Here is a 19686-nt window from a genome sequence, read left to right as displayed (position 1 = left end):
GCGGGACCCTCAGGGGTTCTCCACCGGTGGGTCGAGCAGTGCGGCCGCGCACTGCTCGGCCAGGTCCTCGGCGTGGGCGGGCAGCGGTTCGCCGGCACGCAGATGGCGGCGTACGAGGGAGAGCGGCAGGTCGACGAGGGCGATGGTGACCCGTTCCGCCGCCTGCGGGTCGAGCGCGCCCAGCTCCCTGGCGAGGGCGGTGACCGCCGCGAAGACCCGCTGATTGCCCCGGTCGGCGCGGGCGCGGTGCTCGTCGGACCACTCCGGGCGCCCGAACTCCCGGGGGCCGTACAGCAGGAGCGCGGCCTCCTGCGGGTACGCCCTGCTCCAGGCGACGACGTGGCGTGTGGCCGCGCGGGCGGAGCGGCGGGGGTCGGCCTGGCTCGCCAGGGCCTGGAGGTAGCCGTCCTGGAAGCGTTCCACGGTCCGCAGCCACACCTCGGCGAGCAGTGCGGCGCGGCCGGGGAAGCGGTGGTAGACGGAGCCGCTCGGCGCGCCCGCGTCCTTGGCGACGGCGGACATGGTGACGCCCGCGGGGCCGGAGACGGCGGCCCGGCGTACGGCGGCGTCGAGGAACTGGTCGATGTCGAAGCGGGGTGGCCTGGCCATGAAGTAGAGAGTACTCTCCACAATATTGGAGACCACTCTCTATTAGGGGGTTCGTATGGGCGTCCACAACGTGCACGAGCGGCTGCTGCCCGTCGGGGAGAGCGAGGCGGGGGCGCTGATCGACACCCTGGCGAGCGCCGACGACCGGCTGTGGCCGCACGGGGACTGGCCGGCCATGGAGCTGGACCGGGGGCTGTCGGTCGGCTCGTCGGGAGGGCACGGGCCGGTGCGGTACACCGTCACGGCGTACGTGCCCGCGAAGTGGGTGCGTTTCACGTTCGCGGCGCCGCACGGCTTCCACGGGTTCCACGAGTACGCCGCGCTGGGCGTGGACGGCGGGCACACCGTGCTGCGCCACACGCTGGCCATGAACGTCCGCGGTCCGGCGCGGGTCACGTGGCCGCTGCTGTGGCGGCCGATGCACGACGCGGTCCTGGAGGAGAGCCTGGACCGCGCCGAGCTGGCCTGTACGGGCGGGGTGGCCCGGCCGGCGCGCCGCAGCGCGTACGTGCGGCTGCTGCGCGCCCTGTGGCGGTGACGGCGGGGCCCCGCACGGGGGCCCCGGGGGGTCAGGCGCGGTCGGTGCGGGAGGCCCGCGAGGCGCGGCGGGCGATCACCAGGGCCGCGGCGCCCGCACCGAGCAACGCGGCGGCGCCGCCCGCGACGTACGGGGTACGGGAGCTGCCGCCGGTCTCGGCCAGCGACTCGTGCGCGGGGGCCTCGCCGCCCGCCTGGACCTTCAGGCCGTCGCCCTGCGGCTGTTCGGGCTTCGGCACCGCGGGCGCGCCGGAGGCGGCGGGTTCCGGGGTGGGCGTGGACGCCGGGCGTCCGGGGGCGGGCGCCGCGCAGGCCGCTTCGGCCAGGGTGAGCGTGCCCTCCACCTCGGCGACGTTCAGCTTCAGGGGATCGACGGACACCGTGAGCTCCAGCGCGGTCGCGGCGGCCGTGGTGGTCGTGACGGTGCGTTCGGACACCCGGAGGGTGACCTCGCCGACGCCGGGCACCTTCACGGTCGTCGGGCCGCCCGCCGTGAGCGTGACGCGCTTGCCGAGCACCGTGACGCGGCCGAGCAGATTCGACGCGGCGACCGGCCGCCTGCCCGCCTCGCAGACCGCGCGGGCGGTGACCGTCTCGGCCTCGACCAGGGACAGCAGCGGCAGGCCGGGGACGTGGACGCGCGCGTCGGCCAGAGTCACGGAACCCTCGGCGCGGCGCTCGTCCGCCGTGGCCTTGGCCGTGGCCACGTCCGCGCGGAGCAGGTCGACGGGCCTGCCGCCCTCGACGCCGTCCAGCCGGACACCGAGCGCGGTCCGCTCGGCCGTCGCCGGGGCGTGCACCTCGTTGAGCGTGGCCTTCAGCGGGACCCGCACGCTCTTGTCGAGCAGCCCGACGTCGAGGGCCGCCCGCAGGACCGCGGCGCGCGCCGTGCCCTTGCCGGTGGTCGTGGCGCCTTCGCCGGTGGTCGTGGCGGCGGACCCGGCGGTGCTCGTGCCGACGGCGTGGGCGGCCGGGGCGGCGGCGAGCACGGGGCCGGTGGCGAGCGCGGCGACGGCCGCCGCACCGGCCCAACGGCGTACGGGCATGCGGAAGGTGGTGCTGTTCACGGTGGTGGAACCCCCACGGAAGACACATGGGTCGCCGAACACCCGCTCACAGGGACATGCGTGCGGTGGCGACCGGGACACGGGAATCCTGTACGCGGGGGTGGTGAACCGTCATACGCCTGAGGGGAGTTCACCCAAAGGGGGGCTTCCGGTCGAGTGTTCGGATGGTTGGTGTGGCTGCTGCTCGCCCCCGGGTCATCAGGCCGGCCGCCCGGCCGGGCGTGGCGCCTCGGGCCAGGACCTTCAGGCCAGGACCCGGCCGTTGACGATCACGCGGCGGGGTGCCGCCAGCACGCGGACGTCGGCGCGCGGGTCCTCGTCGTACACGACCAGGTCCGCCGGCGCGCCCTCCTCCAGGGCGGGGCGCCCCAGCCAGGCGCGGGCGCCCCAGGTCGTCGCGGACAGCGCCGCCAGCGGCGGGATGCCGGCCGTGACCAGCTCGGCGACCTCGGCGGCGACCAGACCGTGCGGCAGCGAGCCGCCCGCGTCGGTGCCCACGAAGACCGGGATGCCGGCGTCGTAGGCGGCCCGGACCGTGTCGTACCGGCGGGCGTGCAGCCGGCGCATGTGGTCGGCCCAGCGCGGGAACCTGCTCTCGCCGCCCGCCGCGAGCTTCGGGAACGTGCCGATGTTCACCAGGGTCGGCACGATCGCCACACCGCGCTCGGCGAACAGCGGGATCGTGTCCTCCGTCAGGCCCGTCGCGTGCTCGACGCAGTCGATGCCCGCCTCGACCAGGTCGCGCAGCGAGTCCTCGGCGAAACAGTGCGCGGTCACCCGGGCGCCCAGCCGGTGCGCCTCGGCGATCGCCGCCTCCACCTCGGCGCGCGGCCAGCAGGCCGTGAGGTCGCCCGCCTCCCGGTCGATCCAGTCGCCGACCAGCTTGACCCAGCCGTCGCCGCGTCGGGCCTCGCGCGCCACGTACGCGACGAGGTCGGCCGGCTCGATCTCATGGGCGTAGTTGCGGATGTAGCGGCGGGTGCGGGCGATGTGCCGGCCCGCGCGGATGATCTTCGGCAGGTCGTCGCGGTCGTCGATCCAGCGGGTGTCGGCGGGCGAGCCGGCGTCACGGATCAGCAGGGTGCCCGCGTCCCGGTCGGTGAGCGCCTGCTTCTCGCTGGTCGCCTCGTCCACGGCGCCGTGCGCGTCCAGGCCGACGTGGCAGTGGGCGTCGACCAGACCGGGCAGCGCCCAACCGGTCACCGTGCGGACGTCGGCCGCCGCCCCCGCCGACGGCCGGTCGAAGGTGATCCGCCCGTCGACGACCCACAGCTCGTCGCGGACGTCCTCCGGGCCGACGAGCACCCGCCCCTTCACATGCAGCACCATGCGATCGCTCATGTCCTGCACTGTACGAGTGTCCCCCGCGCCACGGGGCCCCGGGCCGGGGTGGGGCGCTGGGTACGCTCGGCGGGACAGGCACGCACCGACGCGCACCGACGACCGTGAAGAGAGCAGCACCGTGACACACCCGTTCCTCGACCTGGCCCCGCTGACCGCCGCGCGCTTCGCGGAGATCGAGCGCCGGGTCGCCGCGCTGCTCTCCACCGGGCACGACGTGGTGATCACCCAGGGCGAGGCGCTGCTGCCGCTGGAGGGCTGCATCCGCAGCGGCGCGCGGCCGGGGTCGACGGCGCTGAACGTGGTGACCGGCCCGTACGGGCAGACCTTCGGCAACTGGCTGCGGGACTGCGGGGCCGCCGTGGTCGACCTGGAGGTGCCGTTCCACACGGCGGTGACCGCGGAACAGGTGGAGCGGGCGCTGGCCGAGCACCCGGAGATCGACTTCGTGTCGCTCGTGCACGCGGAGGCCGCGACCGGCAACACCAATCCGGTCGCGGAGATCGGCGAGGTCGTACGGGCGCACGGCGCCCTCTTCATGCTCGACGCGGTCGCGTCGGTGGGCGCCGAGCCGCTGCTGCCGGACGCGTGGGGCGTCGACCTGTGCGTGATCGGCGCGCAGAAGGCGATGGGCGGGCCCGCCGGTGTCTCGGCCGTGTCGGTGAGCCCGCGCGCCTGGGAGCGGTTCGCGGCGAACCCCGCGGCGCCTCGACGGTCGTACCTCTCGCTCCTCGACTGGAAGGAGCGCTGGATCGACGGCGGCCGCCGGGCACTGCTCCACGCGCCCGCGCAGCTGGAGATGCTGGCGCTGGAGGCCTGCCTGGAGCGGATCGAGGCGGAGGGCCCGGACGCGGTGATGGGGCGGCACGCGTCGGCCGCGGCCGCGACGCGGGCCGGTGCCGTCGCGCTGGGTGGTGGGCTGGAGCCGTACGTCTTCGCGGAGCGGGAGGCGGCGCCGGTGGCCACGACGCTGCGGACGCCCGCCGGGGTGGACGCGTCCGCGCTGGTCGCCAAGGCGCTGGCCGTGTCGCCGGGCGTGCCGCTCGTCGCCGGTGGCGGGGCGCTGGCCGCGGAGATGATCCGGGTCAACCACTACGGGCAGGACGCGGCGCCGGAGGTCGTGGCGGCGTGCCTGACCGCGCTGGGCGGGGCGCTCGCGGACGCGGGCACGCCGGTGGACGTCGCGGCGGCGCGCGAGGCCGCGGCGTCGGCCTGGCACGCCTGACGGCACGCGTGCCGTTCCTGCCGTTGGCCGGCGCCGCCGTTTCGCTGTGGCCCGCGCCGTGGTTCCTCGCTGCGGGCCGGCGCCGCCGGTCCGTCGTTGTGGGCTCGCGCCGCGGTGCCGCCGTTCCGTCGTTGTGGGCAGTCGTTCCGCATGGGGGTCCCCCCTGGACGTAGTCCTTGGGGGAGGAACGGGTGGGCACAACGACGGAACGGCCCCCCGGCCTGAGGGCCCGCCCCTTGCGCGCCACGACGGTGGGTGAGTCCGGGGGCGGCCCAGGGGTCACGTGCTCAGATTGGCTCGCTCGGGGCCTTGAGAGCGAAGCGTTACTGCGTCGCCAATCCTGCGCGCGCGACCCCCGGTCCAGCCCCGTCCCGTCGTCGGGCGGCTCACCCCCGGTGGGAGGTGGGGTGGGTGGGTCCACCCGCCCGTGGGCGGCTCACCGCCGGTGGGGGGTGGGGTGGAGTGGGGCCGCCCGCGCGTGGGCGGCTCACCCCCGCCCGGGGTGGCTCAGTCCCGGGGAAGTCCCTCCGGGGTGGCCAGGGACTGGAGGAGGGCCTGGAGCGGCGGGGGCAGGGGGGCCGGGCGGGTTGCCAGGGAGACCGGTATCCGCGGGGCCGTCAGGGTGCGGAACACCACCCGTTCCGCCGCCGGCAGCGGGCCGGCCGGCGGGAACACCGTCCACGACGGCTCCGCCGCCGCACCCAGTTCGGCCAGCGTGTCCCGCAGGGTCGTGAACGGTGGCCCGGGCGTCCACCCCGGTACGGCCGCCGTGATCAGGTCGTGCAGCGCCGGGTTCGCCTCCCGCGGCGCCAGCCGCAGGGGCAGCCGGGCCAGTTGGCCCGGGTGCGGGGTGTCGTGCGCGGCGAGGGGGTGGCCCGCGGGCAGCGCCGCGATCAGGGGGTCGGTCCACAGCGGGTGCAGGACGATGCCGTCGGCCCGCTCCACGGTGCGGACGAGCGCGGCGTCGAAGGTTCCGGAGCGTACGGCCGCCAGGCGGGCCTCCTGCGGGGCGCGTTCGAGGCGTACGCGCAGGCGGGGCCGGTGGGCGGCGAGCGTGTCGAGCGCGCGGTACACGCGGTCGGCGAAGGCGCGGCTGGTGCCGAGCCGGATCAGGCCCTCCGTGCCGGCGGCGATGCCCGCGGCGGCCGCGCGGACCCGGTCGGCCGCGGCGAGGGCGGCGCGGGCCTCGGGCAGCAGGTGCTCGCCGGCGGCCGTGAGGCGTACGTGCCGGTCGGCGTGTTCGAAGAGGGTGAGCCCCAACCGTCTTTCCAGAAGGGCGATCGCGCGGCTCACCTCGGCCGGCGCGGTGCGCATCCGTGCGGCGGCGCGGCCGAGGCCCAGTTCCTCGGCGACGGCGACGAAGTACTCCAGCTGACGCAGCTCCACGGCCGGGTCCCCCACCCCTCGCTGTTCGTGATCACTGTCACCGTCAACTGTGCCGGGCCCGGGTCTTCTTCCCGTACGGTGCGGCGGGGGCGCACGGATGCTTGTCGCGGCACGGCGTCACGAAAATGGCGGGGCGGATAATTCGGAAGGAATAGCGGGCCTTTTCCGGACGGCAGGTTCCCGCATTCTTCTGCCCGGTTTCCGGGATGTTAAACGCCATGAATTTCATGGGTGTTGATCTGCTGTGACACACTCCACAGAGCTTCCGGTTTGTCCGTTAATATACGGGCAAAACGGTGCGCCGGGTGCGCGGTTGGGGGGCGTCACGCGCTCGCGTGATAACACATCGATTCAGCTCGGCCAATACCCTTCCGGAATGCAATCCAAGAAATTGCTCGGTAAGTTTCCTCCGCATGACCGCCGCACAAGCAGACCTTGCACGTGCCCGTAACGCATTCCTCGACAGTCCCCGGGTGGAGGACGGAGCCGCGATCTGGCGCATCGCCCGCGACTCCGAGGTGCTCGACCTCAACTCCTCGTACAGCTACCTCCTGTGGTGCCGGGACTTCGCCGCCACGTCGCTCGTCGCCCGGGACGGCGAGGGCGGGGAGCCCGTCGCCTTCGTCACCGGCTACCTGCGGCCCGACCGGCCCGGCACGCTCGTCGTGTGGCAGGTGGCCGTCGACCACGGCCACCGGGGCCGGGGGCTGGCCGGCCGGCTGCTGGACGCGCTGACCGCGCGGCTGGCGGACCGGGTCCACACCGTCGAGACGACGGTCACGCCCGACAACACGGCCTCGGACCGGCTGTTCACCTCGTTCGCCGCGCGCAGGGGCGCGTCCCTGGAGCGCGAGGTGCTGTTCGACGGGGGGCTGTTCCCCGAGGGGACGCACCAGCCCGAAGTCCTGTACCGCATCTCGCCGCTCGGCACCCCCGCCTGAACCCCCCTTTGGAGTGACCCGCTGTGACCATCACCCCGCCCGCCCTCAGCGTCTTCGAGACCCTGGAGTCGGAGGTGCGCAGCTACTGCCGCGGCTGGCCCGCCGTGTTCGACCGCGCGCAGGGCGCCCGGCTCACCGACGAGGACGGGCACACCTACCTCGACTTCTTCGCCGGAGCCGGCTCGCTCAACTACGGCCACAACAACCCCGTACTGAAACGGGCGCTGCTCGACTACCTGGAACGTGACGGCATCACGCACGGCCTGGACATGGCGACGACCGCGAAGCGCGCCTTCCTGGAGTCGTTCCAGCGGATCGTGCTGGGCCCGCGCGCCCTGCCGTACAAGGTGATGTTCCCGGGGCCGACCGGCACCAACGCGGTGGAGGCGGCGCTGAAGCTGGCCCGCAAGGTGAAGGGCCGCGAGTCGATCGTGTCGTTCACCAACGCCTTCCACGGCATGTCGCTGGGCTCCCTCGCCGTCACCGGCAACGCCTTCAAGCGGGCCGGGGCGGGGATCCCCCTGGTGCACGGCACGCCCATGCCGTTCGACAACTACCTGGACGGCCGGGTGCCGGACTTCCTGTGGTTCGAGCGGCTGCTGGAGGACCAGGGTTCGGGCCTCAACAAGCCGGCCGCGGTGATCGTCGAGACCGTGCAGGGCGAGGGCGGCATCAACGTGGCGCGCCCCGAGTGGCTGCGGGCGCTGGCCGAGCTGTGCCGGCGGCGGGACATGCTGCTGATCGTCGACGACATCCAGATGGGCTGCGGCCGTACGGGCGCCTTCTTCTCCTTCGAGGAGGCGGGCATCACGCCGGACATCGTCACGCTGTCGAAGTCGATCAGCGGTTACGGACTGCCCATGTCGCTCTGCCTGTTCCGGCCGGAGCTGGACGTGTGGGGGCCCGGCGAGCACAACGGCACGTTCCGCGGCAACAACCCGGCCTTCGTCACCGCGACGGCCGCGCTCGACACGTACTGGGCGGACGGCCAGACGGAGAAGCAGACCCTCGCGCGCGGCGAGCAGGTCGAGCAGGCGCTGCTGGGGATCTGCGACGAGAACTCCGCCGACGGGGCGCACTACCGGGGCCGGGGCCTGGTGTGGGGCATGGAGTTCGCGGAGAAGGAGCGGGCGGCCCGGATCTGCCGGAAGGCGTTCGAGCTGGGCCTGCTGCTGGAGACGTCCGGTCCGCAGGGCGAGGTCGTGAAGCTGCTGCCGCCGCTGACGGTCACGCCCGAGGAGCTGGACGAGGGCCTGCGCACCCTGGCCCGCGCCGTCCACGAGACGGCCTGAGAAGACCCGACCCCACGGAGAGGAGCCATCGTGATCGTCCGATCGCTGAAGGACATCGAGAACACCGAGCGGCACGTGAGATCCGCGTCCGGGACGTGGGAGAGCAAGCGGATCGTGCTCGCCCGCGAGAAGGCCGGCTTCTCGCTGCACGAGACGGTCCTGTACGCCGGCACGGAGACGTCGATGTGGTACGCGAACCACGTCGAGGCCGTGCTGTGCGTCGAGGGCGAGGCCGAGCTGGTCGACCACGAGACCGGCGAGACGCACTGGATCGAGCCGGGGACGATGTACCTGCTCGACGGCCACGAGCGGCACACCCTGCGGCCGAAGACCGACTTCCGGTGCGTCTGCGTCTTCAACCCGCCCGTGACGGGGCGGGAGGACCACGACGAGAACGGGGTCTACCCCCTGCTGACGGAGGAGGACTGAGGAGCATGGAGGACCTGTATCCGACGCGCGGTGCGACCGAGACGCTGACGGGCCGTCGGGACCCGGTGGTGTGGGGGCCGCTCGACGCGGACCTGGAGCGGTACGAGCGGGACGGCTTCCTCGCGGTCGAGGAGCTGCTGACGGACGAGGAGGTCGCCGTCCACCGGGCCGAGCTGGACCGGCTCGTCGCCGACCCGGCCGTACGTGCGGACGAGCGGGCGATCATCGAGCCGAAGTCGCGGGCGGTGCGGTCGGTGTTCGAGGTGCACCGGATCAGCGACGTCTTCGGGAAGCTGGTGCGGGACGAGCGGGTCGTGGGCATGGCGCGCCGGATCCTGGGCTCGGACGTGTACGTCCACCAGTCGCGGATCAATGTGAAGCCGGGGTTCGGGGCGTCCGGGTTCTACTGGCACTCGGACTTCGAGACCTGGCACGCGGAGGACGGGCTGCCGCGGATGCGGACGGTGTCCGTGTCGATCGCGCTGACCGAGAACCACGACACCAACGGCGGCCTGATGATCATGCCGGGGTCGCACCGGACGTTCCTGGGGTGCGCGGGCGCCACGCCGAAGGACAACTACAAGAAGTCGCTGCGGATGCAGGACGCCGGCACCCCCTCGGACGAGGCCCTGACGCGGCTCGCGGACGCGCACGGCATCCGGCTGTTCACGGGCCGGGCGGGCTCGGCCACGTGGTTCGACTGCAACGCGATGCACGGCTCGGGCGACAACATCACCCCGTACCCGCGCAGCAACGTCTTCATCGTCTTCAACAGCGTGGAGAACCCGGCGGTGGAGCCGTTCGCCGCTCCGGTGCGCCGTCCGGAGTTCATCGGGGCACGGGACTTCACCCCGGTGCGGTGAGGCACGCCCCGCAGGGCCCGCCGCCTGCCGTACCCCGGCCTGCGGCGGGCCCTCCCCCGTCCCCCGTGGGCGGTGGCTAGAGCGTCGGGTAGTCGGTGTAGCCGGTGCGGTCGCCGCCGTAGAAGGCGGACTGGTCCGGGGTGTTGTACGGGCCGCCCGCGGCGAGCCGGGCCGGGAGGTCCGGGTTCGCCAGGAAGCCCACGCCGAAGGCGATCACGTCGGCGGTGCCGTCCTCGACCAGGCCGAGGGCGGTGTGGTCGGTGGGGCCGTCGGTGGCGGGGTTGAGCACGAAGGTGCCGGAGAACTGCTTGCGCAGCTGCACCGTGATGTCGCGGACCTCCGGGGAGACCTCCAGGACGTGCAGGTACGCCAGGCCGAGCGGCTCCAGCTCGGCGAGGAGCGCCGTGTACGTGGGCAGCGGCCGCGGCTCGTCGATGTCGTTGTACGGGTTCCCGGGCGAGATGCGCAGCCCGGTCCGCTCGGGGCCGATCTCGGCGGCGACGGCCTTGACGACCTCGACGGCGAAGCGGATGCGGCCCTCGACGGAGCCGCCCCACGCGTCGGTGCGGCGGTTGGAGCCGGGCGCGAGGAACTGGTGGATGAGGTAGCCGTTCGCGCCGTGCAGTTCGACCCCGTCGAAGCCCGCCTCGACGGCGTTCCGCGCGGCGGCCGCGAAGTCGGCGACGACCTGCCGTACCTCCGCGTCGGTCAGCTCGCGCGGGGTGACGTAGTCCTTCGGGCCCTCGGGCGTGAAGACCTGGCCCTCGGCGGCGACGGCGGACGGGGCGACCGGGTGGAGGTCGCCGGGGAGGTCGGCGAGGATCGAGGGGTGGCCGATCCGGCCGGCGTGCATGATCTGCGCGAAGATCCGGCCGCCCTTGGCGTGGACGGCGTCCGTGACCCGGCGCCAGGCGGCGACCTGCTCGTCGGAGTGCAGGCCCGGCGTGTTCGGGTAGCCCTGGCCGGCGGGCGAGGGCTGGATGCCCTCGGTGATGATCAGTCCGGCGGAGGCGCGCTGCGCGTAGTACTCGGCCATGAGGTCCGTCGGTACGCGGCCGGGGGCGCGGTTGCGGGTCATGGGGGCCATGGCGACGCGGTTCGCGAGGGCGGTGCCGGCGAGGTCGATCGGGTCGAAGGCGGTGGTCATGGGGGACCTCCAGGGAGTTATGTGGTCGGCCAAGTAAAGGAACCGCCGTGAGCGTAGCACTATTCCTTGGCCGACCAAGGAAAATGCTGTGCACGGCTAGACTGGGGGCAATCGACCCGAGGAGTTCCCATGTCCGCCGACCGCCCGGCCGACGACCGCCGGCCCGTGCCGGCGGCGCCCGACTGCGCCGCCACGCCCTCGGCGGCGCGCGGCGGGCCCGTCAGCCTGGCCCTGTCACGGGTGGCCCGGCTGCACCGCGTGGCGGCGGGCCGCTTCCTGAAGGCGGCCGGGCTCTACCCGGGCCAGGAGTTCGTGATGATGTACCTGTGGGACCGCGGCCCCACGCGCCAGTCCGAGCTGATCAAGGCGCTGGAGCTGGACCCCTCGACGGTCACGAAGATGCTCCAGCGGCTGGAGCACGGCGGGTACGTGCGCCGCTCCCCCGACCCGGCCGACCGCCGCGCGGTGCTGGTGGAGGCGACGAGCGCCAGCTGCGAGCTGCACGACGCGGTGGCGGAGGCGTGGCAGGACCTGGAGCGGCACAGCCTGGCCGGGCTCGCCCCGGACGAGCGGGACGAGCTGGCCAGGCTGCTGGGGAAGGTCGAGGGCAGTCTGTGCGGGCTGGCGCGGGAGACGCAGGAGTGCCCGCCTCAGGCGGCGAGCGAGGAGAGCGCGTTCAGTGCCCGGTCGACGTCCGCGGCCGAGTTGTAGAGGTGGAAGGAGGCCCGCAGGTTCCCGGCGCGGGCCGAGGTGACGACGCCGGCGCGGGTGAGATCGGGCTGCCGGTGGCCGAGCCCGGGGACGGCGACGACCACGGAATCGGTGGGCACGGGCTCGTACCCCAGCTCGCGCAGGCCCTGCCGGAAGCGCGCGGCGAGGGCGGTGGCGTGCCCGTGGACGGTGTCGACGCCCACCTCGTGCAGCAGCCGCAGCGACTCCTCGGCGCCGTGGTACGCGAGGAAGGACGGCGGATCGTCGTAGCGCCGGGCGTCGGGGGCGAGCCGTTCGACGGGCCCGTAGCAGCTGCCGTAGCGGTCCTCGCCGGCGAACCAGCCCGCGTTCAGCGGGACGAGGGACTCCTGGGCCTCCTCGCTCACGGTGAGGAAGGACGTGCCGCGCGGGCTGACGAGGAACTTGTAGCCTCCGGCGACGGTGTAGTCGTACGCCCCCGCGTCCAGCGGAAGCCAGCCCGCCGCCTGCGTGGCGTCGAGCAGCACGCGGGCGCCGTGCGCGGCGGCGGCCTCGCGGATCGCGGGCAGATCGGCCATGCGGCCGTCGGCGGACTGGACGGCGGAGACGGCGACCAGACCGGTGCCCGGCCGCACGGCGTCGGCCAGCTCCTCCAAGGGTGCCGAGCGCGTCTTGAGGTCGCCGCGCATCACGAAGGGTGTCATGAGGGAGCTGAAGTCGCCCTCCGCGTACAGCACTTCGGTCCCGGGCGGCAGGGACCCGGCGATGAGACCGACGTGCGCGGAGACGCTGGCGCCGAGGGCGACCCGTCCGGCGTCCACCCCGGCGAGGCGGGCGAAGGACGCCCGGACGGCCGCCACGACCTCCAGGCTGCCGGCGCCGTCGGGCCGCCCGGCGGCGTTCTCCTCGGCCAGGGCCTTGACGGCCTCGATCGTGCGGCGGGGCAGCAGCCCACAGGTGGAGGTGTTCAGATACGTCTGCGCGGGCGCGAACTCCGCGCCTCCCAGGGCTTCCTGGGGTCCCGAGGTGTCCATAGCTCCACCCTGGACACCTCGGACCTCAAAGTCAACCAATGAGAAATAAGACTCACCCTTAAGGAACGCTTATACCTCGCAGGTGCCGTCCACGTCGCAGGCCGCCGAGTCCGCGCCGACGGGCTGGAGGGCCCGGCCCTGCCACGCCTGCTCCAGGGCCTGGGCGAAGACCTCGGCGGACTGGGCGCCGGAGACGCCGTAGCGGCGGTCGAGCACGAAGAACGGCACGCCCGTGGCGCCGAGTTCGGCGGCCTCGCGCTCATCGGCCCGTACGTCGTCGGCGTACGCGGTGGCGTCGGCGAGCACGTCCCGCGCCTCGTCCTCGTCGAGCCCGGCCTCCACGGCCAGCCGGACCAGCGTCCCGTCGTCGTACACCGACCGGTCCTCCGCGAAGTTCGCCCGGTAGGCCAGGTCCAGCAGCGCGTCCTGCCTGCCGCGGGCCTTCGCCAGGTGGAGCAGCCGGTGGATGTCGAACGTGGAGCCGTGCGTCCGGCCCTCGACGCGGTAGTCGAGTCCCTGCGCGTGGGCCTGGGAGGCGACGTACTCCTCCATGCCCTGGGCCTCCTCACGGGTGCGCCCGTACTTCGCGGCCAGCATGTCGATCACCGGCGCGACGTCCCCCTTGGCGCGGCCCGGGTCCAGCTCGAAGGAGCGGTGGACCACCTCGACACCGTCACGGTGGGCGAACCCCGCCAGCGCCTCCTCGAACCGGGCCTTGCCGATGTAGCACCAGGGGCAGGCGATGTCGCTCCAGATCTCGACGCGCATGTCTCGTTTCTCCAGGTCGCGGGGGCGCAAAAAGATGCGGAGGGCTCCTCCGCACGGCCTGGTCAACGCCCTGGCCCCGGGTGGCATTCCCGTGGCGGCGAAACGGGCACCGGCCGGTCCAGGTGGCGTCCACGACTGGGGCTCCGCCGGGTGGCGGGGGGCTCCTCCGGGAACGTGCTCTGGTGGCGCCCGCGGCGCGACTCGGAGGCAAGCTGGAACGGTACCGACCGGCGGACGGGCCCTCCGGTCGTGGGAGGCGGCACATGACCGACACGGAAGCGGTGGACATGGCCGGCGAGCGGGACGAGGTCGTCCGGTTGCTGGAGGCCCTGGGCACCGGCGCCTACCTCGCGGACGAGCAGGGCCGCATCACCGGCGTCAACGCACGGGCCGAAGAGCTGCTGGGCCGGTCCGTCGGGGAACTCGTCGGCCGGGACGCCCACGACCTGCTGCACCGCGACCGCCGCGGGGAGCGCCTGCCGCGGACGCGGTGCCGGATCCGGGAGGCCGGCGCGGCCGGGCGTACGGCACAGGGCGCCGACGCCTGGATGGAACGCGGCGACGGCTCCGTGCTCCCCGTGGCGTGGCTCGCCACGCCCTGTGGGCCCGGGGACCCTCCGACAGCCACCCTGGTGCTCCTCCACCCCCGGCACGAAGCGCCCCCTCCCCCGCCGTTCTCCGAGCTGGCGCGGCTGGCGCTGCTGGCCGAGACCACCACCACGCTGACGTCCACCCTCGACGTCGACGAGGCGCTGCACCGGCTGGTGGGCCTGGTCGTGCCCCGCCTCGCGGACTGGGCCGTCGTCGACCTGATCACCGAGCGCGACGAGGTGTGGCGCTCGGCCGTCGTGCACGCGGAGAACGGGCTCCTCGTGCATCGGGAGGAGCTCCAGGGCCCGATGCCGCCGGTGCCGCAGGAGTCCTCCATGCCCCTGTCCCGGGCCCTGCGCGGAGTGGCGTCCGGGCTCGCCGGCCCGGAGACCTACCAGGGTCCGCCCGACTCGGGCATCGCGGTCGAGCAGCGGCGGCTGTTCGACGCGACCGGCATGCACTCGGCCGCCATCGCCCCCATCCGCGGTGCGGGAGAGGTCCTGGGGGCCCTCACCCTGGGCCGCTCGGAGCAGCCGGAGCCGTTCACCGAGGCCGACATCGGGCTGCTGGAGGACATCACGCGCCGCGCCGGGCTCGCCCTGGCCAACGCCCGCCTCTACCAGCGGCAGCGGAAGGTCGCCGAGACCATGCAGCGCCATCTGCTGCCCCAGCTGCCGACCGTGCCGGGGCTGGACATGACCGCCCGCTACCTGCCCGCGCCCGACGCCTCGCACGTCGGCGGCGACTGGTACGACGCGTTCACGCTGGCGGACGGCGCCACGGCCCTGGCCATCGGCGACGTCGTCGGCCACGACCTGGACGCCGCGGCCGGGATGGCGCAGCTGCGCAACATGCTCCGCGCGTACGCCTGGGCCGAGCAGGGGCCGCCGAGCAGGGTCGTCGAGTGGCTCGACCGGGCGTCGCTGCACATCGCCGAGGTGTCCATGGCCACCATGGCCTTCGGCCGGATGACCGTGGCCGGCGACGGGCACTGGGAGCTGTCCTGGACCAACGCCGGTCACCCGCCGCCGCTGCTGGTCACGCACGACGGCGTCGCCCGCTACCTCACCGAGGGCCACGGCGTCCTCCTCGGGATCGAGGCGCACGAGCGGCGGTCCGACGCGACCGTGGCGCTGCCGCCGGGATCCACGCTCGTGCTGTACACCGACGGCCTGATCGAGTCCCCGGGCCACTCCATCGACGAGGGGCTGCACCGGCTCCGCCGGCACGCCGCGTCCCTGGCCCACCGCCGCCTGGAGTCCTTCACCGACCAGCTGCTGAGGCGGGCGCGCCCGCCCGGGAACGAGGACGACGTGGCCCTCTTGGCCGTGCGCGTCCCCGACTGACGTACGGGACGGCCTTCCGGGAACACGACGGAGCCGCGCGGCGGGGTGCTGCCGCGCGGCTCCGTCGGTTCTCCGGACGTGCTCGTCAGGGGTGGAGGCAGCCCGCTCCGGGGACCTCCGCGGGGACTCCGGGGTTGGCCAGGTCGACGAGGCCCGTGACCTCCTGGACGGCACAGTCGACGGTCGCTACGGGGTCCGGCACGGCGTTGGCGGCCGGAGCCGCGATCCCCATCAATGCGGAGGCTCCGAGGATGACGGCAGCGATACGGCGCACGCGAACTTTCCTTTCCCTGGGCTGAGTCGGTCGCGGACTCAGGCTGCCCAGCGCGATCCCCGGCTACCGCGGTGTCACCCGTACGGGTCTGCCGAATCGATCCGTCACGCGGGCGTCGTCAGCCCGAGGTGGTGGTGGAGGGCGGCGCGGCCGGCGGGGGTCGGGGTGACGATCCGGGTCGTGCCCCGGCGCGTGAGCCAGCCGGAGTCCAGGGCGTGGCGGAACAGGGCCGCGCCGACCGCGCCCGCCAGGTGCGGGCGCTGTTCCGTCCAGTCGACGCAGGTGCGGACGTGGGCGTGGCGCGGGCCTGCCGGGTGGACGTCGGCGACGCCCAGGTCCCGGAGCCAGGCGGCGCCCTCGGCCGTGAGCGCGGGTCCGTAGTCCCAGGCGAGGAACGCGCGGGCCGTCATGGCGTCGGTGACGGCCACGCCGAGCTCGCCCGCGAGGTGGTCGTAGCAGGTGCGGGCGTACGACAGGGCCCGGCGCCGGCGGTCGTCGGTGAGCGAGCGTACGGGGACGGGGTGCCGGGGCGCGTGCACGGCGAGGCTCTCGATCATCTCGGCGGTGTCCGGTCCCGCGAGGTGTACGAAGCGGTGGCGGCCCCGCCGTTCCTCGGCGACCAGGCCGCCCGCCACCAGGCGGTGCAGATGGCTCGTCGCCGTGGACGGCGCGACGCCCGCGTGGCGGGCCAGGTCCGCCGCCGTCCAGGCGCGGCCGTCGAGCAGCGCCAGACAGAACGCGGCGCGGGTGCGGTCCGCGAGGAGCGCCGCGAGGGAGGCGAGGTCGGGGCCGTCGGCGTACAGCCGGGCGTCGTCACTGGTCACCGGTGCGTCCCTTCGTTCACGGTGCCATTGTCCCGGCGGTGATCGTTCGGCCGCCGTCGAAGTGTCCGGCTCCTAGCGTTCCGGGCATGACGACACATGTGGTGGTGCGGCCGAGCATCCTCTACTTCGGCACGCCCGTGGCCCTGTTGAGCACGGAGAACGAGGACGGTACGGCCAATCTGGCACCGGTCTCCTCCGTGTGGGCGCTCGGGCAGCGCGTCGTGCTCGGGCTGGGCGCCGAGGGGCACACGCTGCGGAACCTGCGGGACCGGCCGGAGTTGGTGATCAGCCTGCCCTCGCCGGGGTTGTGGGCGGCGGTGGAGCGGCTCGCCCCGCTCACCGGCGCCGATCCGGTGCCGGCCGGGAAGCGGGGGGTGTACCGGTACGAGCCCGACAAGTTCGGTGCGGCCGGGCTGCGGCCGCAGCCTTCGGACCTGGTGCGCCCGCCCCGGGTCGCCGAGTGCCCGATGCAGTGGGAGGCGCGGGTGGTGGCGATGACGGAGGGCGGCGACGGGGCGTTCTTCGCCGTGGAGTGCGCGGTGGTGCGGGTGCACGCGGAGGAGCGGATCGTGGTGCCGGGGACGCAGCACATCGATCCGGGTGCGTGGGGGCCGCTCGTGTACAACTTCCGGCACTACTACGGGCTCGGGGGTGAGCTGGGGCACGGGTTCCGGTCGGAGACGGCGGGGGCGCGGCGGGTCGCGGTGTGACGGCGGGCAGCCGGGCGGGCACGGGGTGCCCGCCCGGCTGCCGCGAGCGTCAGGACTCGCGGCGGCCGTCCACGCGGCGCGGCAGGCCGAGGGGGTTGGCGTCGCGGAGTTCCGCGGGGAGGAGGGCTTCCGGGGTGGACTGGTACGTGACCGGGCGCAGCCAGCGTTCGACGGCGGTGCCGCCCACCGAGGTGGAGGTGGACGTGGTGGCCGGGTAGGGCCCGCCGTGGTGCTGGGCGGGGGCGACGGCGACGCCCGTGGGCCAGCCGTTGACCAGGACGCGGCCGGCGAGGGGCGTGAGGGCGGCGACCAGGTCGGCGGCGTCGCCCGCGCCCCGGCTCTCCTCCGTGGAGAGGTGGACCGTCGCCGTGAGGTTGCCGGGCAGGCGGGAGAGGACCGCCGTGACCTCGGCGTCGTCCTCGTAGCGGGCGACGACCGTGACGGGGCCGAAGCACTCCTCCAGGAGCAGGTCGTGCTCGCCCTCGGCGGCGAGCCGGGAGGCCGGGACGGTCAGGAAGCCGGCGCCGACCGCGTGGTCGCCCGCCGCGCCGGCGGTGACCGGCGCGTCGACGTCCGGGAGCGCGGCCCGCTCGGCGACGCCCGCGACGAAGTTGTCCCGCATGCGGTGGTCGAGGAGGACGCCCTCGGGGACCGCGGCCACCGCGTCCGCCAGGGACTTGACCAGCTGGTCGCCCGCGGCGCCGGACGGCGCGAGGACCAGGCCGGGCTTGACGCAGAACTGGCCGACGCCCAGGGTCATGGAGCCCGCGAGGCCGGTGCCGATCTGCTCGGCGCGTTCGGCGGCCGCTGCCTCGGTGATCACCACCGGGTTGAGGGAGCCCAGCTCGCCGTGGAAGGGGATGGGCACCGGGCGGGCGGCCGCCGCGTCGAACAGGGCGCGCCCGCCGCGTACCGAACCGGTGAACCCGGCGGCGGCGACCAGCGGGTGGCGGACCAGCTCGACGCCCGCGTCGAAGCCGTGGACGAGGCCCACGACGGCCTCCGGGATGCCGTGCTCGGCGGCCGCCTCGCGCAGGGCGGCGGCGGCCAGTTCGGAGGTGGCCGGGTGGTCGGGGTGGGCCTTGACGACGACCGGGCAGCCGGCCGCGAGCGCGCTGGCGGTGTCGCCGCCGGGCACGGAGAAGGCGAAGGGGAAGTTGGAGGCCGAGTAGACGGCGACGACGCCGAGCGGGACCTTGTAGCGGCGCAGGTCCGGGATCGGGGGCGTGGCCGTGTCGTCCGGGTGATCGATGATCACATCGAGGAACGCGCCCTCGTCGACGATGCCGGCGAAGGCGCGCAGCTGGAAGCAGCTCCGGGCGAGTTCACCGGTCAGCCGGGCCGTGCCGAGGGCGGTCTCGGCGTCGGCGGCCTCGACCAGCCGGTCCCTGGCGGCTTCGAGCCGGTCGGCGGCGCTGCGCAGGAACGCGGCGCGCACGGCGCGGTCGGCGAGGGCGGGCCGGGCCTCGTGCGCCGCCCGTACGGCCCGGTCGACGTCCGCGGCTGTGGCTTCCACCGCAACCTGTTCCCGCTGCTTCCCGGTTCGGGGGTCGACACTCCAGACTTGTGCTGCTGCCACCGCGGCGTCCTCTCAGACTGCGTCTCTGGTTCCTGCGCGCTCGTTCGGTATTCTGAACAGCGTTCCTGATGATGAATATGCTGGGACTCTATTAACGGGCGTCTGAAGGGGTCAAGGGCGATGTCTGCTACCGAAACCGGCGGAGCGCAGGTCAAGTCCGCGGTACGCACCGTGGAACTGCTCGAATACTTCGCCGGGAGCCCCGGGATGCACTCCCTGGCGGCCGTCCAGGAGGCCGTCGGTTACCCCAAGTCCAGCCTGTACATGCTGCTGCGCACGCTCGTGGAGCTGGGCTGGGTCGAGACCGACGCGACCGGCACGCGGTACGGCATCGGCGTGCGCGCCCTGCTGGTGGGCACCTCGTACATCGACGGCGACGAGGTCGTGGCCGCCGCCCGGCCGACCCTGGACCGGCTGTCGGACGACACCACGGAGACCATCCACCTGGCCCGCCTCGACGGTACGAACGTCGTCTACCTCGCCACCCGCCAGTCCCAGCACTACCTGCGCCCCTTCACCCGGGTCGGCCGCCGGCTGCCCGCCCACTCGACCTCGCTCGGCAAGGCGTTGCTCGCCACGTACAGCGACGAGCAGGTCCGCAAGCTGCTCCCGGAGACCCTGCCCGCGCTGACCGAGCACACGATCACGGACCGCGAGAAGCTGATCGCCGAGCTGCGCACGGTCCGCGAGCAGGGCTACGCCGTGGACCGCGAGGAGAACACGCTGGGCCTGCGCTGCTTCGGCATCGCCATCCCGTACCGCACGCCCGCCCGCGACGCCATCAGCTGCTCGGTGCCGGTCGCCCGGCTCACGCCGGCGCACGAGCAGATGATCAAGGACGCGCTGTTCGACGCCCGCGACCGCCTCACCCTCGCCACGCGGCGGCTCTGACGCTGGGGGCTCCGCCCCCAGACCCCCGATCGCGCCTGACGGCGCTCGTCCTAAAACGCCGGACGGGCTGATTTCAGCCCCTCCGGCGTTTGAGGAGCGGGGGGGCTCGGGGGGCAGAGCCCCCCGATTCGGGAAGGGGCGG

20 protein-coding genes are annotated in these 19686 nt (G+C 74.1%); 10 read left to right on the top strand and 10 right to left on the bottom strand.

Annotation, left to right across the window (positions count from 1 at the left end; translation table 11 throughout):
- Window positions 1-9: 9 nt before the first annotated feature.
- On the bottom strand, window positions 10-609 hold the full coding sequence (locus ABEB09_RS26045; RefSeq protein ID WP_345692341.1) for a TetR/AcrR family transcriptional regulator: 600 nt from the start codon (window positions 607-609) through the stop codon (window positions 10-12).
- Window positions 610-664: 55 nt separating this feature from the next.
- Between ABEB09_RS26045 and ABEB09_RS26040 the strand changes: the two genes are divergently transcribed.
- Window positions 665-1147 (top strand): SRPBCC family protein, encoded by a 483-nt coding sequence (locus ABEB09_RS26040; protein WP_345692340.1) that lies wholly within the window; start codon window positions 665-667, stop codon window positions 1145-1147.
- 31 nt (window positions 1148-1178) lie between these two features.
- Here the strand turns inward: ABEB09_RS26040 and ABEB09_RS26035 are convergent, their stop codons facing one another.
- Both ABEB09_RS26035 and ABEB09_RS26030 read right to left on the bottom strand, forming a co-directional pair.
- The gene (locus tag ABEB09_RS26035; RefSeq protein WP_345692339.1) at window positions 1179-2213 is read right to left on the bottom strand and encodes an SCO1860 family LAETG-anchored protein; all 1035 of its coding nucleotides are present in this window, start codon (window positions 2211-2213) and stop codon (window positions 1179-1181) included.
- Between the two features lie 243 nt (window positions 2214-2456).
- Window positions 2457-3554 (bottom strand): amidohydrolase family protein, encoded by a 1098-nt coding sequence (locus ABEB09_RS26030; protein WP_345692338.1) that lies wholly within the window; start codon window positions 3552-3554, stop codon window positions 2457-2459.
- A gap of 121 nt (window positions 3555-3675) precedes the next feature.
- On the opposite strand from ABEB09_RS26030, the gene ABEB09_RS26025 reads away from it, so the two are divergent.
- Window positions 3676-4779, top strand: coding sequence for a pyridoxal-phosphate-dependent aminotransferase family protein (locus tag ABEB09_RS26025; RefSeq protein WP_345692337.1), 1104 nt, complete (start codon window positions 3676-3678; stop codon window positions 4777-4779).
- Window positions 4780-5286: 507 nt separating this feature from the next.
- On the opposite strand, the gene ABEB09_RS26020 is transcribed toward ABEB09_RS26025, so the two are convergent.
- The gene (locus ABEB09_RS26020; RefSeq protein ID WP_345692336.1) at window positions 5287-6165 is read right to left on the bottom strand and encodes a LysR family transcriptional regulator; all 879 of its coding nucleotides are present in this window, start codon (window positions 6163-6165) and stop codon (window positions 5287-5289) included.
- Window positions 6166-6578: 413 nt separating this feature from the next.
- On the opposite strand from ABEB09_RS26020, the gene ectA reads away from it, so the two are divergent.
- The 4 genes from ectA to thpD are packed head-to-tail and all read left to right on the top strand — an operon-like array spanning window position 6579 to window position 9690.
- Window positions 6579-7106, top strand: a complete 528-nt coding sequence (gene ectA, locus ABEB09_RS26015) for a diaminobutyrate acetyltransferase (RefSeq protein WP_345692335.1) — start codon at window positions 6579-6581, stop codon at window positions 7104-7106.
- A 23-nt stretch (window positions 7107-7129) separates the two neighbouring features.
- A complete protein-coding gene (gene ectB, locus ABEB09_RS26010) occupies window positions 7130-8398 on the top strand; it encodes a diaminobutyrate--2-oxoglutarate transaminase (RefSeq protein WP_345692334.1) in 1269 nt (422 codons plus the stop codon).
- 30 nt (window positions 8399-8428) lie between these two features.
- Complete coding sequence (locus tag ABEB09_RS26005; RefSeq protein ID WP_345692333.1) at window positions 8429-8827, top strand: ectoine synthase; 399 nt, start codon at window positions 8429-8431, stop codon at window positions 8825-8827.
- A gap of 5 nt (window positions 8828-8832) precedes the next feature.
- Window positions 8833-9690, top strand: coding sequence for an ectoine hydroxylase (gene thpD, locus ABEB09_RS26000; RefSeq protein ID WP_345692332.1), 858 nt, complete (start codon window positions 8833-8835; stop codon window positions 9688-9690).
- A 76-nt stretch (window positions 9691-9766) separates the two neighbouring features.
- Here thpD and ABEB09_RS25995 read toward each other — a convergent pair whose 3' ends face one another.
- Window positions 9767-10837 carry an alkene reductase gene (locus ABEB09_RS25995; protein WP_345692331.1) on the bottom strand — a complete coding sequence of 357 codons (1071 nt, stop codon included), beginning with the start codon at window positions 10835-10837 and terminating at the stop codon, window positions 9767-9769.
- Window positions 10838-10966: 129 nt separating this feature from the next.
- Here ABEB09_RS25995 and ABEB09_RS25990 point away from each other — a divergent pair, with 129 nt between their 5' ends.
- On the top strand, window positions 10967-11548 hold the full coding sequence (locus ABEB09_RS25990; protein ID WP_345692330.1) for a MarR family winged helix-turn-helix transcriptional regulator: 582 nt from the start codon (window positions 10967-10969) through the stop codon (window positions 11546-11548).
- On the opposite strand, the gene ABEB09_RS25985 is transcribed toward ABEB09_RS25990, so the two are convergent.
- Window positions 11488-12561: an aminotransferase class V-fold PLP-dependent enzyme gene (locus ABEB09_RS25985; protein WP_345692329.1), complete on the bottom strand. Its 1074-nt coding sequence runs from the start codon at window positions 12559-12561 to the stop codon at window positions 11488-11490. The two genes, ABEB09_RS25990 and ABEB09_RS25985, sit on opposite strands and share 61 nt — an antisense overlap.
- Window positions 12562-12630: 69 nt before the next feature.
- Window positions 12631-13329 (bottom strand): DsbA family oxidoreductase, encoded by a 699-nt coding sequence (locus ABEB09_RS25980; RefSeq protein WP_345692328.1) that lies wholly within the window; start codon window positions 13327-13329, stop codon window positions 12631-12633.
- Between the two features lie 263 nt (window positions 13330-13592).
- On the opposite strand from ABEB09_RS25980, the gene ABEB09_RS25975 reads away from it, so the two are divergent.
- Complete coding sequence (locus ABEB09_RS25975; protein WP_345692327.1) at window positions 13593-15266, top strand: SpoIIE family protein phosphatase; 1674 nt, start codon at window positions 13593-13595, stop codon at window positions 15264-15266.
- Window positions 15267-15351: 85 nt separating this feature from the next.
- Here ABEB09_RS25975 and ABEB09_RS25970 read toward each other — a convergent pair whose 3' ends face one another.
- Together ABEB09_RS25970 and ABEB09_RS25965 are read right to left on the bottom strand one after the other, a co-directional pair.
- Window positions 15352-15540 (bottom strand): hypothetical protein, encoded by a 189-nt coding sequence (locus tag ABEB09_RS25970; protein ID WP_345692326.1) that lies wholly within the window; start codon window positions 15538-15540, stop codon window positions 15352-15354.
- A 104-nt stretch (window positions 15541-15644) separates the two neighbouring features.
- The gene (locus tag ABEB09_RS25965; RefSeq protein WP_345692325.1) at window positions 15645-16364 is read right to left on the bottom strand and encodes an ArsR/SmtB family transcription factor; all 720 of its coding nucleotides are present in this window, start codon (window positions 16362-16364) and stop codon (window positions 15645-15647) included.
- A gap of 86 nt (window positions 16365-16450) precedes the next feature.
- On the opposite strand from ABEB09_RS25965, the gene ABEB09_RS25960 reads away from it, so the two are divergent.
- Window positions 16451-17074, top strand: a complete 624-nt coding sequence (locus tag ABEB09_RS25960; RefSeq protein ID WP_345692324.1) for a flavin reductase family protein — start codon at window positions 16451-16453, stop codon at window positions 17072-17074.
- A 49-nt stretch (window positions 17075-17123) separates the two neighbouring features.
- On the opposite strand, the gene ABEB09_RS25955 is transcribed toward ABEB09_RS25960, so the two are convergent.
- Complete coding sequence (locus ABEB09_RS25955) at window positions 17124-18653, bottom strand: aldehyde dehydrogenase (NADP(+)) (RefSeq protein WP_345692323.1); 1530 nt, start codon at window positions 18651-18653, stop codon at window positions 17124-17126.
- Between the two features lie 120 nt (window positions 18654-18773).
- Here ABEB09_RS25955 and ABEB09_RS25950 point away from each other — a divergent pair, with 120 nt between their 5' ends.
- Window positions 18774-19544: an IclR family transcriptional regulator gene (locus ABEB09_RS25950; RefSeq protein WP_345692322.1), complete on the top strand. Its 771-nt coding sequence runs from the start codon at window positions 18774-18776 to the stop codon at window positions 19542-19544.
- The last annotated feature ends 142 nt before the right edge of the window (window positions 19545-19686 follow it).

The organism is Streptomyces coeruleoprunus, from assembly GCF_039542925.1.
GTDB classification, from domain to species: domain Bacteria; phylum Actinomycetota; class Actinomycetes; order Streptomycetales; family Streptomycetaceae; genus Streptomyces; species Streptomyces coeruleoprunus.
Note: the sequence above shows the minus strand (reverse complement) of the source record. Positions and strands in the feature narration are given on the sequence as shown.